At 56.1% G+C, this 17,442-nt stretch carries 18 protein-coding genes and 1 pseudogene; 6 read left to right on the forward strand and 13 right to left on the reverse strand.

Annotation, left to right across the window (positions count from 1 at the left end):
- Nucleotides 1-34: 34 nt before the first annotated feature.
- From RYC18_RS13270 to RYC18_RS13310, 9 genes are all read right to left on the reverse strand, one after another.
- Nucleotides 35-1,246, reverse strand: coding sequence for a TerD family protein (locus tag RYC18_RS13270; RefSeq protein ID WP_316886219.1), 1,212 nt, complete (start codon nt 1,244-1,246; stop codon nt 35-37).
- Nucleotides 1,243-1,836: a TerD family protein gene (locus RYC18_RS13275; protein ID WP_005757133.1), complete on the reverse strand. Its 594-nt coding sequence runs from the start codon at nt 1,834-1,836 to the stop codon at nt 1,243-1,245. The genes RYC18_RS13270 and RYC18_RS13275 overlap by 4 nt, the downstream gene beginning before the upstream one ends.
- A 47-nt stretch (nt 1,837-1,883) precedes the next feature.
- Complete coding sequence (locus RYC18_RS13280) at nt 1,884-2,630, reverse strand: HAD-IB family hydrolase (RefSeq protein WP_054077612.1); 747 nt, start codon at nt 2,628-2,630, stop codon at nt 1,884-1,886.
- Complete coding sequence (locus RYC18_RS13285; RefSeq protein ID WP_004658653.1) at nt 2,631-3,581, reverse strand: HpcH/HpaI aldolase/citrate lyase family protein; 951 nt, start codon at nt 3,579-3,581, stop codon at nt 2,631-2,633.
- Entirely contained in the window at nt 3,581-4,675 is a 1,095-nt protein-coding gene (locus RYC18_RS13290) for a cysteine protease StiP family protein (RefSeq protein ID WP_316886220.1), read from the reverse strand. The genes RYC18_RS13285 and RYC18_RS13290 overlap by 1 nt, the downstream gene beginning before the upstream one ends.
- Entirely contained in the window at nt 4,668-5,426 is a 759-nt protein-coding gene (locus tag RYC18_RS13295) for a hypothetical protein (RefSeq protein WP_002552030.1), read from the reverse strand. The genes RYC18_RS13290 and RYC18_RS13295 overlap by 8 nt, the downstream gene beginning before the upstream one ends.
- On the reverse strand, nt 5,419-6,552 hold the full coding sequence (locus RYC18_RS13300) for a phosphoribosyltransferase domain-containing protein (protein WP_316886221.1): 1,134 nt from the start codon (nt 6,550-6,552) through the stop codon (nt 5,419-5,421). The genes RYC18_RS13295 and RYC18_RS13300 overlap by 8 nt, the downstream gene beginning before the upstream one ends.
- Nucleotides 6,553-6,618: 66 nt before the next feature.
- Nucleotides 6,619-7,758 carry a trypsin-like peptidase domain-containing protein gene (locus RYC18_RS13305; RefSeq protein ID WP_316886222.1) on the reverse strand — a complete coding sequence of 380 codons (1,140 nt, stop codon included), beginning with the start codon at nt 7,756-7,758 and terminating at the stop codon, nt 6,619-6,621.
- Between the two features lie 54 nt (nt 7,759-7,812).
- Nucleotides 7,813-8,811, reverse strand: coding sequence for an ATP-grasp domain-containing protein (locus RYC18_RS13310; protein ID WP_005732338.1), 999 nt, complete (start codon nt 8,809-8,811; stop codon nt 7,813-7,815).
- Nucleotides 8,812-8,930: 119 nt separating this feature from the next.
- Between RYC18_RS13310 and RYC18_RS13315 the strand changes: the two genes are divergently transcribed.
- On the forward strand, nt 8,931-9,476 hold the full coding sequence (locus tag RYC18_RS13315) for a DUF1523 family protein (protein WP_316886223.1): 546 nt from the start codon (nt 8,931-8,933) through the stop codon (nt 9,474-9,476).
- Between the two features lie 188 nt (nt 9,477-9,664).
- Here RYC18_RS13315 and RYC18_RS13320 read toward each other — a convergent pair whose 3' ends face one another.
- Nucleotides 9,665-10,084 (reverse strand): prepilin-type N-terminal cleavage/methylation domain-containing protein, encoded by a 420-nt coding sequence (locus RYC18_RS13320; RefSeq protein WP_316886224.1) that lies wholly within the window; start codon nt 10,082-10,084, stop codon nt 9,665-9,667.
- Between the two features lie 225 nt (nt 10,085-10,309).
- Between RYC18_RS13320 and pilB the strand changes: the two genes are divergently transcribed.
- The 5 genes from pilB to yacG are packed head-to-tail and all read left to right on the forward strand — an operon-like array spanning nt 10,310 to nt 14,924.
- Entirely contained in the window at nt 10,310-12,004 is a 1,695-nt protein-coding gene (pilB, locus tag RYC18_RS13325; RefSeq protein ID WP_057401681.1) for a type IV-A pilus assembly ATPase PilB, read from the forward strand.
- Between the two features lie 2 nt (nt 12,005-12,006).
- The gene (locus RYC18_RS13330; protein ID WP_057401680.1) at nt 12,007-13,224 is read left to right on the forward strand and encodes a type II secretion system F family protein; all 1,218 of its coding nucleotides are present in this window, start codon (nt 12,007-12,009) and stop codon (nt 13,222-13,224) included.
- Between the two features lies 1 nt (nt 13,225).
- Nucleotides 13,226-14,098 (forward strand): A24 family peptidase, encoded by an 873-nt coding sequence (locus RYC18_RS13335; protein ID WP_316886225.1) that lies wholly within the window; start codon nt 13,226-13,228, stop codon nt 14,096-14,098.
- A complete protein-coding gene (gene coaE / locus RYC18_RS13340; RefSeq protein ID WP_316886226.1) occupies nt 14,095-14,718 on the forward strand; it encodes a dephospho-CoA kinase in 624 nt (207 codons plus the stop codon). The genes RYC18_RS13335 and coaE overlap by 4 nt, the downstream gene beginning before the upstream one ends.
- Complete coding sequence (gene yacG / locus RYC18_RS13345; protein WP_002552020.1) at nt 14,715-14,924, forward strand: DNA gyrase inhibitor YacG; 210 nt, start codon at nt 14,715-14,717, stop codon at nt 14,922-14,924. Before coaE ends, yacG begins: the two co-directional genes overlap by 4 nt.
- A gap of 138 nt (nt 14,925-15,062) precedes the next feature.
- On the opposite strand, the gene RYC18_RS13350 is transcribed toward yacG, so the two are convergent.
- The 3 genes and pseudogenes from RYC18_RS13350 to RYC18_RS13360 form a co-directional block, all read right to left on the reverse strand.
- Nucleotides 15,063-15,521 carry a hypothetical protein gene (locus tag RYC18_RS13350; RefSeq protein ID WP_316886227.1) on the reverse strand — a complete coding sequence of 153 codons (459 nt, stop codon included), beginning with the start codon at nt 15,519-15,521 and terminating at the stop codon, nt 15,063-15,065.
- A gap of 116 nt (nt 15,522-15,637) precedes the next feature.
- Complete coding sequence (locus tag RYC18_RS13355; protein WP_316886228.1) at nt 15,638-17,098, reverse strand: tetratricopeptide repeat protein; 1,461 nt, start codon at nt 17,096-17,098, stop codon at nt 15,638-15,640.
- A pseudogene (locus tag RYC18_RS13360) lies at nt 17,095-17,409 on the reverse strand (hypothetical protein); the annotation flags it as partial. The pseudogene RYC18_RS13360 and the gene RYC18_RS13355, both read right to left, overlap by 4 nt.
- Between the last annotated feature and the right edge of the window lie 33 nt (nt 17,410-17,442).

Genomic DNA, 17,442 nt, shown 5'->3' on the forward strand with positions numbered 1-17,442 from the left:
CGGCACAGCCAGCCCAGAAATACCACGGTATTGTTTACTTGGAACCGGCAGCCCAGCGCATGCCCCAGCCATAGGCCTTGTCCATGTTGCTGTGGCCATTGTGGAAATCCACCCGGCGGGTCACCTTGACTGCGCCGTTGTCATTTTCCAGCAAGGCAATTGCACACATGCCCTGACGACCACCCTCTTCGTTGAGGCGAACCTCAATGGGCGGCTGGCCCGGCGCATGAATGGTGACAACACCGTCGGTTTCTTTCCAGTTCGGCGCACCTTCATAGATGAACGCATAAACCAGAATGCGACGGATCTTGCTCCAGTGCGCGCCATTGATATGCAGCCACTCACCGTCACTGATCGAGCCAGTACGGTCATCGCCCATCAGTTTGATGAAAGGCTCGGTGTTGAGCGAACCAAACGAATTGCCCAGCGCCTGCACAGCGCCTTTGAGACCGTCCTGCATTTCGAAGAGGCAGCCTACATCAAGGTCGATGGCATTGCTCTTCTTCATCGAGAAGAAGCCGCCGCCCTTGCTGTCGTTACGACGGTTCCAGTTCAGGTTGACCCGAATCTCACCGAAACCGGCGCTGGATTTCTCCAGACTGATCGAAGCACGGGTCTTGTCGAGCGTGATCTTGCTCAAACTGACGGTCGACTTGGGTGCAGGCGCGGGAACAGGTGCAGGTGCAGGTGCAGGTGCAGGTGCAGGTGCAGGTGCAGGTGCAGGTGCAGGTTGATCCTGGGGCGCTGCGACCTCTACGCCAAAGTTTTTTGCCAGCGGTTCAAGCCCGCCGGCAAAACCCTGGGCGACGCAGCGGAATTTCCACGCGCCCTGACGCAGATAAAACTCGCCCAGAATCAATGCGGTTTCTTTCATGCCGCTGGTAGGGATATCGGCTTCGATACCGCCAGTGATGCTCAGAGCCAACCGTGACACGCTGCCAAAACTGGCCTTGTTCTCATAGATGGTTGCCGTCAGGGCGACCTTCTCGATGACTGAATCCAGACGGCTCGGGTCAAGACTGAACACAGCACGCCCGGCCGACGCTTCCGTCTGCTGGACCGCACCGCCGTTGACGCTTTTCTGGCCGTAGAAACACATGTCCTGATCGCCACGCACCTTGCCGGAGGCGGTCAGCAGGAATGCAGACACGTCGATATCCGCATCCGCCAGCGGGGAATAGCTGACCTCGACCGTCAACGGACCGGCAGCGACTGGCGCGTTGGCGCCTGGGACAAGTTGGGTCATGCGCGTACAGCTCCGATGGCCAGTTCGACCAGATCATCTGCAGTACGGCCGTTGGTAACCTGACCAACTGCGGTGAAATCCCAGCCTGCGGGGGTGCGCGCCAGGTAGGACATCACAACGCCGGTGTGCTGACCTTTCTCGGACAGATCAAAGCGGCCCAGTTCGTTGCGGCTGCCCAGATCGACAATGCGGCAGTAGGCGTTGGCGACTTTTTCGAAATTCTGACCGGTGAACGAGTTGACGGTGAACACCAGGTATTTGACCGCGGCTGGCAGTTTTTCCAGATCAACGCTGATGGTTTCATCGTCGCCCGCGCCTTCGCCGGTGCGGTTGTCACCCGAGTGCTGAATGGCACCGTCGCGCGACTGCAACTGGCGGAACCAGACCAGATCGAGGGGCTTCTTGTCGGCGTCGAGCATGATGCAGGAGGCATCCAGGTCGATATCGCCGCCGCCACCGCCGAGCAACTTGCCGAAGAAACCGCTGGCTTTTTCAGGGTCCCATCCAAGGCCCATACTGACTTTCTTGAGGCCGGTACCAGCGGTTTTCTCCAGTGAGATCGTCTGGTTCTTTGCCAAAGTGAGTGCCATTTTTCGCTCCATGTGAACGTCGGAATTCGGATAAAAGTGTTACAGCCTTACCGTGTTGGCCCATCTTTGCCATCAGGATTGTGTAACTTGGCGTTAACGGGGCCTTTATAACGGCCTCGACGCCACGTCGGATGGAACAGACGCCAGTGCGCATCCTGAGCAGCGGCGAGCAATTCGTGATCACCACGCGTGTCGCCCCAGGCACGAACCCGGAACTGCGTGAGCGGCCCATAAACACTTTCAAGGCGTGCGACTTTCGAATCGCAACGACAGTTGCTGCCTTCGATCAATCCAGTCAGTTTGCCGTCGATGACTTCCAGATTGGTGCCGATCAGCTCTACTTTCAAGCGATCAGCGAAGGGTTGCAGAACCATAGCAGGCGATGCTGAACAAAGCGTGACAATGGCGCCCTTGTCGATTTCGGCGGCGATGGACTCCAGCGCAGCCGGGCGCATCAGGCGGCTCCAGTGCGACTGGCAGAACGCCTCGGCCTTTTGCTGCAGCCATTGCACTTCAACGCCGCTGAGAAACGCCTTGATCAAGCGCCCCTTCAGTTCGTCGCGGGTCACACGCTTGGCGAGATAGCCGATGCTCGGCAGCACCAGGCGGGCCATGCGCACGGAAAAGGCACGTTGCCCAAAGGCGAACTTGAGAAAAGGCACAAAGCTGTCGTGCCGGGTGATGGTTCCGTCGAAATCGAAAACAGCCAGCAGGCGTTGTTCCACTTCGATTTCAAGATCAGGTCCTACAGGTTCAAGATCAGGTTCTACGGTTTCAAGGTCAGGTTCTATCATCTAGCTAACTGCCTCAGCGAGTCGAATGCTGGCATCCATGATCGAAGCGGGTGCGGATAACACTCCATGCCATTTGGCGCGCTCCATGATGTGGGTTGCCCATTTGTAATGGGTAGCCGGTTCACACATCGCATCGTTGTACTTGAACACTGCGGGGGCCACAGAGTTCAAAATCATCCGGGCGGAGTTCATGTCCTCCAGACTGACGCGTAGTGCATTCTGAATGATATTGACCTGCGAGGGGTGAATTGCCGTTTTACCGACCAACCCATTGGTAATATCCAGCGCCAGTTCATGTTCCAGAATGTCAGGTGTGGCCAGTTGCTCGAACACCGGCGCTGTGAGTGCAAAACCCTGCGAACCCATCACTCCTGCCAGCATCGGGATCACATAGCCCATGGGCGTCGAATACAGCGTCATGGCCGGGTTGCGGCGCAGCCCCAGACAGCCCATCAGGTCATTGCCACCGATACGTAACGCAATGATCCGCTCGTACAGACTGGCTTTCAGCGCTTGCCCAAGCTCGACCATTGCCGTCGGATCGAACACTTCCGGCGTTTCCAGTGTAGGCATCAACGCCAGTGCCGGGTTGGTAACGGACTGCTCCCAACTCGTCAGACTTTTCAGCGAAAGCTTGGGGACAACGAACCCATCAATGTGCGCCATCAGCGGCCAGTCATTGAGAATCCGCGCCATCGCGGCATCTCTCGGACGAACGAACAACAGCGGACCGTTGGCCGGGCGGCCGCCACGGTCCTGAATGCGGGTCAGCACCTGGCGAAGGTTGACCAGCGCTGTATCGACATCAATCAGCGCTACCGCATCTTCCAGGCACACGACCAGCGAACGCAGTTCGGGAATCTTTTCACCGAACACCACATCGACGATGTCATCGCGGGTGGCGGGCATGTACAGCGTTGCCCCCAACGCATAAGGCGAAAATAAGGCCATTAGCTCAGACTCCGAATGATGGTCACTGCCCGATAAGGCCCCAGCACATCGCCGACTTCTTCAACGGGAATCCCCGCTTTTTCGGTCAGGTGCAGCAGCAATTGCACATCGCTGTCCGCCCGATTGCGTACCAGCACATGGTCTGGAACACGGCGCATGACCGCGCGAGTGGCTTCGGCAATGCCCGGTTTGATGCGATTGAAGTTAGTGATATCAAAGCGCTCGGCCAAGCGGTCGACCACCTGCGATGCGGCGTACTTGAGTCCGGCTCGCTGAGTCAGCGTCCAGGGTGTCAGCGTGAGCGTAGAACCGTTTTGACGACGCTGGCTGTCGATGTATTCAATAAAAGACTGCGTGACGTCGTGGCCCTGCAACTGCTCGTAAACCACACAACCATGCAGCCCGCCGTCCGTCGGCCAGATAGAGCGCGACACCAGCCCGGACACGGTCGCGCCAAGAATACCGGACGGAATCACCCAGTCTTCTGCCGACGCCGCCAGCCAGGCACTGCCGCAGGGATCGGCCAGCACTACCAGTCGTGGCTGTTCAGGGAAGCGCGTGTCACCTGCCAGACTGCGACGGATTTCACCCGAAATTGCGCCCTTGCCGGTCCAGCCGTCGACAAACACGATGTTTTGCGCGCCGTGGGCCAGAATGATGGCCTCCAGCGCGACTTTATCGATGCCGCGATCACGAACAATACTGATGCCGTAGTGATGCGCTTCGCGGTGCAGATCGATCAGCGCCCGACGCAACAACACACCCAGCGGCAAACCGGCACGCACGAAAGACACCAGAACGATTTCAGCGCCGGTGCATTCGCGGTCAAGCGCCTGCGCCAGAGCTTGCACGTCATCGGCCATGCGCAAACCGTTCTGACTGAGCGCCCGCTCATACAACGCCTTGTGAGCGGCGCTGGGAGGCGACTCCTCGCTGATCATTTCCGAGTAGTGCTTCTGGCGTGTCTGGATCAGGCGCTCCTTCTCCACCACGCTGGTGGTCTGCATCGCAACGCTGCGCAGCAGAAAATGCACGTCGTCGTACAGATAACTGCCACTGCCTACCGTATCGAGCCCGTGAACGGGATCACTCATGCTCTGCTCCGACAAACATTTTCGCCAACTGACTGCGGGCGGGTGTCGCCCACCAGTGGCACTCGTCCATGAAACCCAGGTCGGTAATGCTGTCGCCAAAACCGAGCACCGGGCGTTCGCCATTGATGGCCTTGTCGCGCCTCAGCCACTCCTGAACCGCGTAACGCTTGGCCAGCCCCTCGGGCAGAAAGGCCAGGTTGTTGCCATTGCCGTGGATGTGCATGCCGTCAAGCAGGCCGCGGGCCTGCACTTCGGCCAGCACCTTGCTGAGCACGCTGTCATCGCTCTCGTTATGCTTTGTCACCACGTAATGAAACAGCTGCGCCTCTTCAACCACCCAGCCGCGCAGTGAAAAGCCCAGCTCATGACCAATCGCCAGTGTGGCGGCAGACAATTCATGCAACCGCGATTGATAGCTGGCCAGGGTATTTTTCATCTGCTCGTTCCAGTCCTGGTCCAGCCGCCCCATGACATCGAGCATCACACCGCCGTGCGAACAGATCGCGCCTGCGGTGAACGGAAGTTTGACCCGGCTGTAGGCCTCGACACTGCGCGCCGTCACCGGCACCACATCGGAATGCGCCAGCAGCCAGTGCGCGAAGGACTTCTGCACGTTGGTCATGTAGCCATTGGCGTTACCGCTGATATCCAGCGTTGCGACATGTTTTTCAATGTTCGCGGGCGTTTTGCGGGCGGTCTGGAAGAGTGTGTCGTCCAGATCGACGAAGATCAGCGGGCGGTCGTTACTCATCGCAGATAACCTCGGCGTTCAGCGCTTCGATAAGCTCGGCGGGTACGGCCTGCCTTGGGGTTTCGGTGCAGATCAGCACCCGGTCAAACTGACCCGGCCGCACGTTGTACAGGAAGTTGGGAATGCCCAGGCCATAGTTGTCGGAGAACGACAGCGCATGGTCGATGGCATGCCCCAGTGCAATCGGTGAACGGCTGGTAGAGCTGAAATGCACATCGGCACCGGCTTTTTCCAGACGCTCGGCCAGCAGAAACGGCCGCCAGACGAACTCGCTGGTGCCCACCACCAGAACGCGTTCACCCTTTTGCACGGTAAGCCCTGGCGCCAGCGTATCGGCAACCGACAACACGCCCATCCGCCCCCAGTCATTGGCGGTTACCAGCGGCCAGTTGCCCATTGCGACGGTGCCAACCTCAGGCATATCCGGCAATGGCGCGCTCACGTCTTCATCGAAAGAGTACGAGCCCTGCAACAGCGAGACCTGCTCGGCCACTGCGCCCATCGACGTGCTGACTGCACCTGCCGACCAGTCGGTAAGCACACACGTCACCACCCGCTCGATGTTGCTGAGCCCGGCCTCGACCAGCGCCTGATGGAGATTAATGAAGGTCTTGCCCGTCGACGCCTCGTCATCGACCAGCACCAGCGAACGTGCGCCGAGCATCATCTCGCGTAGCGCCGGATCGACAGGCAGATGGATAAGGTGAGCGCTGGCGTGGCTGTGCTCTTCTTCAAAGCGGGCGAACAGCTCGCTGCCGGTAGGATGACGCGTGCTGACCAGATACAAGGCATCAGATCGCGTTGCGCTGTAGGCACGGTGCACGCCGGCACCGAGACCGACTGCGGTTTCGGCCATGCCGATGACGAGCACCGGGCCGGGCAGGTCTGCCGGAATCTTGTGCGCCAGGTCCTGAAAACTTTTCAGCATCACGCCCGGACGCGCGGGAATATGACGCCCAAGCACCCGGGACACGAACAGAAATGCACGCTTGGGGTTGCGCCGTTCAGCGAAGCCGAACAGAGAATCCGGGGCAATAGTGGACGAATCGACGCTGACGTCGAGACGACCACGAAGCAGGTCAGCACGAAGCTTTGTAGAGTTGGAAAAAGCTGCGCTGCTGTCCATTGATAAATTCCTGAGTAACGGGGCCGCAGCCCCAGACGCCTGCCACTTGAGCAGGCAACACCGACGTCATTGGCGAGAAGCTTCAACGAGCCATAACGATGACTGTGCGGCGCGTGAGATTTCTGTGGTGGTGTACGACCTTTCCGGGCGGGCATGCGGCGCATCGATACGGCATGCCTGCAGAAAGGACAGCAGCAGTGCGGACTTCACTGCGAAGTTCATGTTTTGCCCGTCCGGCACGGTGGACGTCACCATGCCGATCACCGCGCCACCGTTGTCGAACAGCGGGCTGCCACTGGACCCTGGCTGAATCGGTGCCGTGAACTGAAACAGGCTGGCGTCATTGTGCAGGCCGAACAGACCGGAGATTCCGCCCTGCGTCACCTGCAGCCCGCCACCGGAAATGGACGCCAACGGGTAACCCAGGACCGCTACGGTATCACCCGGCTCACAGCCCTGCCCGTCCCGGAATGTAACCGGAGACAACGGCGGCGCGCCCTGCACTCGCAGCAGCGCGATGTCGTTGCGACGGTCGATCACCACCGGCTCGGCCTTGTAACGGCCCTCCAGTGAAGTGATGTAGAACACGCCCATGTCTTCGATGACATGCGCACAGGTCATGACGTGCGCCGGGCCGACCACAAACGCCGTGCCGGTCGCCGACTCATGCCGAGGCCCGCCACCGGAGCCACCAGACGGGTGGCGCGGGTGACGGTCATCAACGTCCAGGCCAATCTTGCGCCCAAACGCCGACAGCCCATACGCCGAGCCTTCGCTCAGCGCGCGGAATTTCCACTGTTCATTGCGCTTGTAGAACTCGCCGATGATGATCGCCGCTTCGCCGTTATCGCGCAGATCCAGCCGATGCTCGATGTCGGCATCCACTTTGAGATGCAGGCTGGAAACGTCACGGACCGGCCCCATGGCTGCATATACGTAAACCATCAACAACACGCGATCACTGCCCGCCGGAAGCCTGTCCAGCCTGAGCATACAGCCAACATCCTGAGGGCCGCCGCTCCACTCCATCCAGCTCTGTTCATGATGCAGCAGCGCCGGGTCGCCCATGGGCTGGCGCTTGTCGTTGACCGCAAGCAAGGCGACGGCAGCATACTCACCAAAAACCGAAGACTTACCGCTCTCCAGGTTCCAGGTGCAGTGAGCGTTAGCTAAAGCAGTGTTTGCACCTGGCGCAAGAAGCTTCATGCCCGATCCTCCCTGATAAGAGCGATTAGTGATAGCAAAAATCTATTATCCCGATCAAACCGTGGCCCGTACAGCGACCGTGATGGCCTTCACGCGGATATCCTCAAGCCAATGTGTTTCCGGTTCTTTCAAGCCGAGACGGCGTGTCGCAAAAATACCCGGCAGGTTGACGCCGGTTTCACGCGTATAACCGATCCCGCCGGAGTAACGCGGGTTGATTTCCAGCAAACGCGGCTTGCCGTCAGCGTCGTCACGGGTCTGTACATTGATCAGCCCGTCGCAGGCAAAATGCTCCGCTGCGCGCACCGCCAGTTGCACCGCCTCGCTGTCACGCTCGAAGGTCTGATTCAGCCCTACCTTGCGCCGCCCGACAAAGGCAACCGCCTTGCCGTGTTCACAGACCATGTCCACCGAGCATTCACTGCCGGGCATATACGGCATCAACAGCATCGCCGGAACGTCCTCGGCCTGACGGTAAGCGTTAAGGTACGCCTGAAAAGTCGTTTCACGCGCATCCGGATTGGCGAAACAGCGAAAATCGTCGACATCGGCCTTGAAGCGCCAGAAGCCCCGCCCGTAAATCCCGACCACCGGTTTGATACAGACCTCGCCAGATACCGACAACGAATCGTAAGCCGCCTGCAACTCCTCGGCGCTGCTCGCGGCGATTCCCGGAATGCACGCCAGACCCGCCGCCTCGGCCGCAGCCGTGAAGCGGCTCTTGTCATCGACATCCATGAAGGTCTGCTGGGACGTTCCGCCCGTGACGAGGTCCAAACCTTCGGCAACAAAACGTGCACGCTGCGCTTCGTAAAAGCTGCCTATACGCCCGGCGACAATAGTCCGGACGCCCAGCGAACGAGCGGTCTCCAGCACCCAGTCGATACGCTCTTCATTATCGACAGGCTCTTGCAGTGCCAGATGGGCCTGCCCGGTAATTTCGGAGCGCTGCTGGCGATGCGAGGCGATAATCTGCACCGACGCAGGCAGCGCATCGCGCGCGCCCATGATCACTTCACGCTGGCTGGACTGCCCTTCAAGGAACCAAATCATGTAAATCTCCGGAAGACAACGCCATCTGCAACGGCCTTGTCGAATTTTGTAATAACTGTTTTGCTTCGAAATGTTCGGATTAGGGCAAAGTCACGCAATTTTAAACAGAGGACGCTGGTATGAAGTGGCTGAGAAGGTCGATTTGGCTTGTGGTATTCGTGGCACTCGGGATCGGCGCATTAAGCCTTTATTACGTCCTGCCGCGCCATGATGTCGTGATGATCACCGGCGTGGAAGTCAAAAGAATGGACGCCGACGGCGTCATCAACGCCGAAAACCCGGCAGACGGCCCGACCCGCGACGTGTACTTCATCAACACCGAAGACCCGGACACCAAGAAAGTCGTGGTCTACCGCAACGAAGACACCGGCTGGAGCTTCCCGTGGTACTTCAAATTCGACTCCGCCGACATCCAGGCCAAAGCCCAAGGCTACTCGCGAGATGCCCAGCAATTGGCGCTGATTCGTTATTACGGCTGGCGCATAACGATCCTGTCGATGTTTCCCAACGTGACAGAGGTTGAGGCGGTGACGAGTCGCGATCAGCCGTTTCCGGTTTTTAATACGATCTTTTTTGTGGTGGTGGGGTTGCTGGTGGTGATGGTTGTGGTCGGGGTGAGGAGGAGGTTTAAGGGGCGGGCGCGGGTTGATGGGGTGGCGAGGTAGGGACGAAAATGCGTTAACGGTAACGTTCAAAACGAAAAAGCCCGAGCAGTTATGATCGGGCTTTTTCGTTTTTCTTCGATTCTGCAATATACACAAGCTCAAACTTACTAATTGCTCTCTCAAACCACCTGTTTTTCGGCAGATCAAGCGGTCTCAGTTCAGTTTGAGCCTACGAAATAACCTCTAGATTAGAGCGTACACAGGATAGGAGCAGGATCATGTGCAGCCAAGCATCCGCTGCCAGCTCTTGACCAAGTGATTTGACTTGCACCTATAGTCGGAGTGAGGATCAGAGTGGATGCAGCACTCGTCGTAGCAGTAGGAGTAACAGTTATGACACCATCAACTACGCCAACACTTGTTACATGAGTGGTCGCCTGTGTATCCGGGATACCATTCGTGTTCAAGCTGCACCCAACGCGCGTACCGAGGGTTTGAGCACACAGCGCGACTGCCGACTGATATGCATTTGCAACAGAAACCACTTCAGAAAAACGAGCTCTCATTGTGTAATCGCGATACTGCGGTATCGCCACTGCTGCCAGAATACCAACGATCGCGACAACGATCATAAGCTCGATCAGTGTAAAACCTTTCTGTGCTTTCATATGTACTTCTCCGAGGCGTCAATTAGGTGGTGCCTTGGGAGCGTGAAAGCACAGGTCGTGCCAAAACCTATTTGCGGCAGCTGATATTGCCAACGCCGTCTATTAGCTGCGACTGACGCTTCGAAATCCGCAGAAACTGACAATTTTCGTCACATCTCCCTCTGCCATTTGGCAGCACAGCCCGACTGCGCTATAACCCACCCATTGTCTGTGTCTGGTGGTTTTATGACTGATGCTGTCCTCACTGGCTTGGCCAAACAATTGGTCCTCGCCGAGCTGCTTACTGAATCTGTTGCGCAGCAAGCGTATCAACAGGCGCGCCGCGACAAGATTTCGTTGGTGAGCTATCTGGTTCAGAACAAACTGGTCAAAAGTCTGACACTGGCAGAGATGGCTTCCGACCAGTTTGGCGTGCCATTCATGGACCTCGCCAGTCTGGACAAAGAAAGCCAGCCTAAAGGCCTGGTGAGTGAAAAGCTGGTTCGACAACATCACGCACTGCCACTGTGGCGGCGCGGCAATAAACTGTTTATCGGGATTTCGGACCCGACCAATCATCAGGCGGTGACTGATATTCAGTTCAGCACTGGCCTGAACACCGAAGCGATTCTGGTCGAAGATGACAAGCTGACTATTGCTATAGATCGCTTTTTTGACAGTGATAGCGGTCTGGGCAATCTGGAAGATGTCGATCTGGGTCTGGACATCGAACCGGCCGATGGCAAGGAAACCTCTCTAGCTAGTCAGAATGACGCTGACGATGCTCCAGTGGTGCGATTCGTCAACAAGATGCTGATGGACGCTATCCGGCTAGGGTCATCCGACCTGCACTTCGAGCCCTATGAAAAGATTTTCCGTGTGCGCTTGCGCACTGACGGCATCCTGCATGAAGTCGCCAGACCTCCCATTCACCTGGCCAATCGTATTGCCGCGCGCTTGAAAGTCATGGCTAGCCTGGATATCTCGGAACGGCGTAAACCACAGGACGGACGCGTCAAGTTAAGGGTGTCCAAAACCAAAGCCATCGATTTTCGTATGAATACCTTGCCCACGTTATGGGGCGAGAAGATCGTGATGCGGATCCTTGATCCGACCAGTGCGCAGATGGGCATTGATGCTCTGGGCTACGAGCCAGAACAAAAAGCGCTGTACCTGGAGGCGCTGAAGCAGCCGCAAGGTATGATTCTTGTAACCGGGCCCACGGGCTCGGGCAAAACGGTTTCCCTGTATACCGGCCTGAATATTCTCAACACTGTGGACATCAACATTTCCACGGCTGAAGACCCGGTAGAAATCAACCTGGAAGGCATTAATCAGGTCAACGTCAACCCGCGTCAGGGACTGGACTTTTCTCAGGCATTGCGCGCATTCCTGCGTCAAGATCCCGACGTAATTATGGTCGGTGAGATACGAGATCTGGAAACCGCCGAAATCGCCATCAAGGCATCGCAGACCGGCCATATGGTGCTTTCCACACTGCACACCAACAGCGCTGCGGAAACGCTGACACGACTGCATCATATGGGCGTTGCGGCGTTCAACATTGCTACAGCAATCAACCTGATTATTGCGCAGCGACTGGCACGTAAGCTGTGTAGCCACTGCAAGAAAGAACTGGATATTCCTCGCGAGACACTGATCCAGGAAGGCTTTCCGGAAGCAAAGATTGGCACTTTCAAAATCTATGGGCCAGTGGGATGTGAGCAGTGCAACGGCGGCTACAGGGGCAGGGTCGGCATTTACGAAGTAGTCAGGAAAACACCAGAACTGGAGCGCATCATCATGGAAGAAGGCAACTCACTGGAGATTTCCAGGCAGATGCGCAAGGACGGCTTCAATGACCTGCGAACTTCAGGCCTGTCAAAAGCTATGCAGGGCATCACCAGCCTTGAAGAAGTCAACCGCGTGACCAAGGATTAAACATGGCCAGCAAGGCAGTCAAAGTCATCGTTTACACGTGGGAAGGCGTTGACAAAAAAGGCACCAAAACCAGTGGGGAACTGAGCGGCCATAACCTCGCACTCGTAAAGGCCCAACTGCGCAAGCAAGGCATTAATCCGACCAAGGTGCGCAAGAAGGCCGTATCCATTTTCGGCAAGGGCAAGAAGATCAAGCCGTTGGATATCGCGTTCTTTTCTCGGCAGATGGCTACGATGATGAAAGCCGGTGTGCCACTGCTGCAGTCGTTTGACATTATTAGTGAGGGCGCTGAAAACCCGAATATGCGTGCACTGGTTGGCTCACTCAAGCAGGAGGTGTCGGCCGGCAACAGCTTTGCCACGGCTCTTCGGCAAAAACCAGAATACTTCGATGACCTGTTTTGTAATTTGGTCGATGCGGGCGAGCAAGCAGGTGCACTCGAGAGTCTCTTGGACCGCGTCGCTAGCTACAAGGAAAAGACTGAAAAGCTCAAAGCAAAAATCAAAAAAGCCATGACATACCCTATTGCTGTGTTGATCGTCGCAATTATCGTGTCAGGTATTTTGCTCATCAAAGTGGTGCCGCAGTTTCAGTCAGTTTTTGCAGGTTTTGGCGCAGAGCTACCCGCATTTACTCTCATGGTAATCGGCTTATCAGATATCGTACAGAAATGGTGGTTAGCAATAGTTGGTCTGTTTTTCGTAGGCGCTTTTTTGTTCAAACGAGCTTATAAGCAGTCTCAAAAGTTTCGCGACAATATTGATCGGTTTCTACTGAAAGTACCGATCATTGGACCGCTTATCTTCAAGTCTTCCGTAGCTCGGTACGCGCGGACACTTGCAACAACATTCGCAGCAGGCGTCCCTCTGGTCGAGGCACTTGACTCAGTTGCCGGCGCTACCGGCAATGTTGTTTTCAGAAATGCTGTAAACAAGGTAAAACAAGACGTTTCCACAGGCATGCAGTTGAATTTTTCGATGCGATCGACCGGTGTTTTTCCAAGCCTGGCAATTCAGATGACGGCGATAGGTGAAGAGTCCGGTGCTTTGGACAGCATGCTCGATAAAGTTGCTACCTACTACGAGGATGAAGTCGACAACATGGTCGACAATCTGACCAGCCTGATGGAACCGATGATCATGGCTGTGCTGGGTGTCATCGTCGGCGGCCTTGTTATCGCCATGTACCTCCCCATTTTCAAACTCGGAAACGTCGTCTGACATGCCCCTCCTCGATCTCCTGGCCAGCTCACCGCTGGCCTTCGTCATTACCTGCTGCCTACTCGGCCTCATCGTCGGAAGCTTCCTCAACGTAGTCGTCTACCGCCTCCCCAAAATGATGGAGCGCGACTGGAAAGCCCAATCCCGTGAAATGCTCGGCCTGCCCGCCGAACCTGATCAGCCTGCCTTCAACCTGAACCGCCCCCGCTCCAGTTGCCCGCACTGCGCGCACAAGATCCGCCCGAGGGAAAACCTGCCGCTGATCAGCTATCTGCTGCTGCGCGGTAAATGCTCACAATGCAAAGCCCCCATCAGCATGCGCTACCCAATGGTCGAGCTGACCTGCGCAGTGTTGTCGGCCTACGTCGCCTGGCATTTCGGCTTCGGCTGGCAGGCAGCGGCGATGCTGGTGTTGAGCTGGGGCCTGCTGGCGATGAGTCTGATCGATGCCGATCACCAGTTGTTGCCTGACTCTCTGGTGCTGCCACTGCTGTGGCTGGGCCTGATCATCAACGCCTTCGGGCTATTCAACTCGCTGAACGATGCGCTGTGGGGTGCAGTGGCCGGGTATCTGGCGCTGTGGTCGGTGTTCTGGCTGTTCAAGCTGGTGACCGGCAAGGAAGGCATGGGTTATGGCGACTTCAAGTTGCTGGCCATGCTTGGCGCATGGGGCGGCTGGCAGATTTTGCCGTTGACCATCCTGCTGTCATCGCTGGTGGGCGCGGTGCTCGGGGTGATCATGATGCGTGTGCGCGGGGTCGAAAGCGGTACGCCGATCCCCTTTGGTCCTTATCTGGCCATTGCGGGGTGGATCGCTTTGCTCTGGGGTGGTCAAATAACCGACTCTTACATGCAGTTTGCCGGTTTCAGATGACTCACCCTGATCAAAAACCCTGGATTCTTGGCCTGACTGGCGGCATTGGTAGCGGTAAAAGCGCAGCGGCGCAGTGCTTTACCAACCTTGGCATCGATACTGTGGATGCCGACCACGCCGCCCGCTGGGTGGTCGAGCCAGGGCGTCCAGCGCTGGAGCAGATAGCCGCGCACTTCGGTAAAGGCGTATTGCAGGCCAGCGGCGAGCTGAATCGCGGCGCGCTGCGCAAGCTGATCTTTGAAAACCCGGAGCAGCGACGCTGGCTGGAAGCATTGCTGCATCCGTTGATCAATCAGGAAATCGTCAGCCATCTGTCCAAGGCCAAATCGCCGTATGCCATTCTGGTTTCGCCGCTGCTGATCGAATCCGGACAATCCCGGATGGTGCAGCGCCTGCTGGTTATTGATACTCCGGCACACCTGCAAATAGAGCGCACGATGCTGCGCGACAGTTCCAGCCAGGAGCAGGTCGAAACCATTCTCAAGGTGCAGATCCAGCGTGAAGACCGTTTGCGCCATGCCAACGATGTGCTGGTCAATGACCGCGATCACGCCTGGCTGAACAGCGAAGTCGAGCGGCTGCACCACTTTTACCTTACTTTGCGTGGAGGCCAATCATGAGCCAACCAATGACCGTCCAATGCCCAACCTGCGATGCCCCGGTGGAATGGAGCGCCGCCAGCCCGAGCCGCCCGTTTTGCTCCGAGCGCTGCAAACTGATCGACCTGGGAGCCTGGGCTTCTGAAGAGCATGCGATTCCGGTGAGCCCGGATGCTGAGGATGAATTGTTCTCGGGTGATCTGGAGGCTCCGCACCGGGGGCATTGATAGCCCTCAATGCGCAGGCAACTCTGCTTCTGTCCAACGGGTGTCGGAGTGACCGCGGCGGCGATCCGCATTACTCACGAAGGCTGCCTCACAGTCGCCTGACTCCAAGCGGCTGTGGTCAACCTCTCAAGGGTATATTCACCTGACGCTCATTTTCCTGAGCCCAGAAACCGCAATCAGAAAATCTCGTGCAGACCAAACCCAGCCTCCCAGCAAAAGACAGGGAACCAGTATGGAAAAGAATTGATGAAAGTCAGAAAATGGCCTCTTGGCAACCCCCACTCCAACAATCGCCAGAATAAAAAGACAGAAAAACAAATAACCGAGCATTCTAAAAAACAAATAAACGACGTTTGAAAATCTCATACTGCCTACCCACACCACACCCTTTGGCGAGAAAAGTGCCATCCAACAAGCGTGGCATACTGTCGACCAGCCAAAGCAAGTAAACTGATAGGTCGATATTCGAACTCCCGCGTCAAGATAAATCCAGACATACGTGGCATCCATCACCTCACCGGCAGCTGTTAAATGATCGGTAAAATAATAGAGACCTATACCGCCCAACACATAAACCGCCAAACCCAAAATAAACACTGCCAGGTTCCTGCTTCAGGATAATTTTACCTTCACCACCCCGCCTTTTTTTCAGAGCAGGATGACGCGTTTTCCAAATCGTTAACAAGCTGTGCAAAAATTCTTATTTCAGATAGTTATCGACAGCCAACGCTCTTGTTTCTACAAATCTCGTGCGAAAGTCTGTCTCCATCCACAGCCTTTCCGGAATTCATCTCCTGCGCAACCTTATCTATCGCATCTTTGTAGACTTCGCTGTCAGGGTTTATGCTAGACGCGCACTTCATCAAGGCATAGCTAATCACTGGATTTCTCGAAACACCCAGACCTTTCTCATAAATCAGGCTAATGTTCGCGAAAGCGACGTCGTCATCCTGTCCTGCCGCTTTCCAGTACCAGTCCATAGCTTTCGAGTAATCCTGGGGAACACCATAGCCGTGTTTGTACATGTTGCCTAACTCGTTTTCCGCATAGGCAATGCGCTCCGCGGAGAGCGCACGAAAATACAGCAGCGCTTCTGCATAGTTACGCTCAACACCACGCCCCTCTTTTAACATGAGCGCAAGTTGATACTGCGCACGAGGCATACTTTGAGCCGCAGCCAATCGATACCACTTTGCAGCTGTGGCGTTATCAACAGCACCGCCACGGCCTGATTCAAAAAGACTTGCCAGATCAGCCTGCGCAACGGCAAGCCCTTGAGTAGCTGAGAGCCTAAGCCAATAACGAGCCTCTTTGTAGTCCGTCGCTGTCCCTTTGCCAACGCTATAAAAATATCCAATCTTATACTGCGCAGGGGCATAGCCAGTTGAAGCGCTGCGCCGGTACCAAGCAAGGGCGCTCTCATAGTTCTGATCTACACCTTTGCCATACTCATAGGCTTGGCACAGCGCCAGTTGACCGATAGGGTCGTTTCCCTCAGCAGATTTCTCATACCATTTAAATGCCTCATGCTCATCTTTCTCGACACCCGTTCCTTCCGCGAGGCTTTTAGCAAGGTTTCGTTGCGCCAGGAGATCGCCTTTCTCGGCTGCCAATTTAAGAAAACGAAAACCTTTGACCGCATCAAGGTCGACACCACGAGCTTCGATATACCCCACGCCCAGAATATTCAACGCCTCGGCATCACCACTGTCAGCGGCACGCTGTATGAAGCCAACCGCTGACGCTTCATCTTTTTCTACGCCTCTTCCTTCGCCAAGCATAAGTGCGTATCGGGACTGTGCAGCAGGTAAACCTTGCTCCGCAGCGACCTTATAAAGGTCAGCAGCCTTTGATAGATTTACAGCTGTGCCAATACCGTTTTCATAAAAAAAACCTAACCTGTACTGAGCCAGCACCAGCCGCTGTTGTGCGGCGGCAGAGATATTCTCAAAGGCCTTTAGCGTATCTTTGGATACACCTTTCCCCTCCTCATACTGCAACCCGATGTAGTACTCGGCCTCAGCATTACCCTTGGCAGCCTCCTTCTGGAAGAGAGAAAATGCGTGCTTATACAGTCCTTGACTGTACGCATCCAGGCCTTTTTGCATTGATGCCAATACGCCCTCTGAAAGACAAAAAAATAAAAGTCCGGCGAAGAGTGCATTAGCGTTCAATATCCAATTCCTGAATGCATATTCTGAGTACCATTTGACTGGCTTTTCATGCCTTCGGCGCCGTACAGAAAAGCTTTAGGCGGCTGACTGACCAACTGCCCGTCGCGCAACTGTAACCACAGCCCTTTATCGTCATCGCCTGCGTACTGCGGCACGATGCGCACCTCTCGATCAAGCATGACGCGATAGCTGTAATCGCGCATTTTGGGAATGGCGAACGTCTTGGCGATGGATGGCATTTTCTGGATGTCAGCGACGAACACCGTGTGGCGTGATCTCAGAACGCCTTTTGGCTTGTCCTGAAGAGCCTCGATAAAAGCAGCGCCTGCGGGCATTTTTCGCAA

Origin of the sequence: Pseudomonas syringae group sp. 247E2, from assembly GCF_032587795.1 — a bacterium.
GTDB lineage: Bacteria > Pseudomonadota > Gammaproteobacteria > Pseudomonadales > Pseudomonadaceae > Aquipseudomonas > Aquipseudomonas amygdali.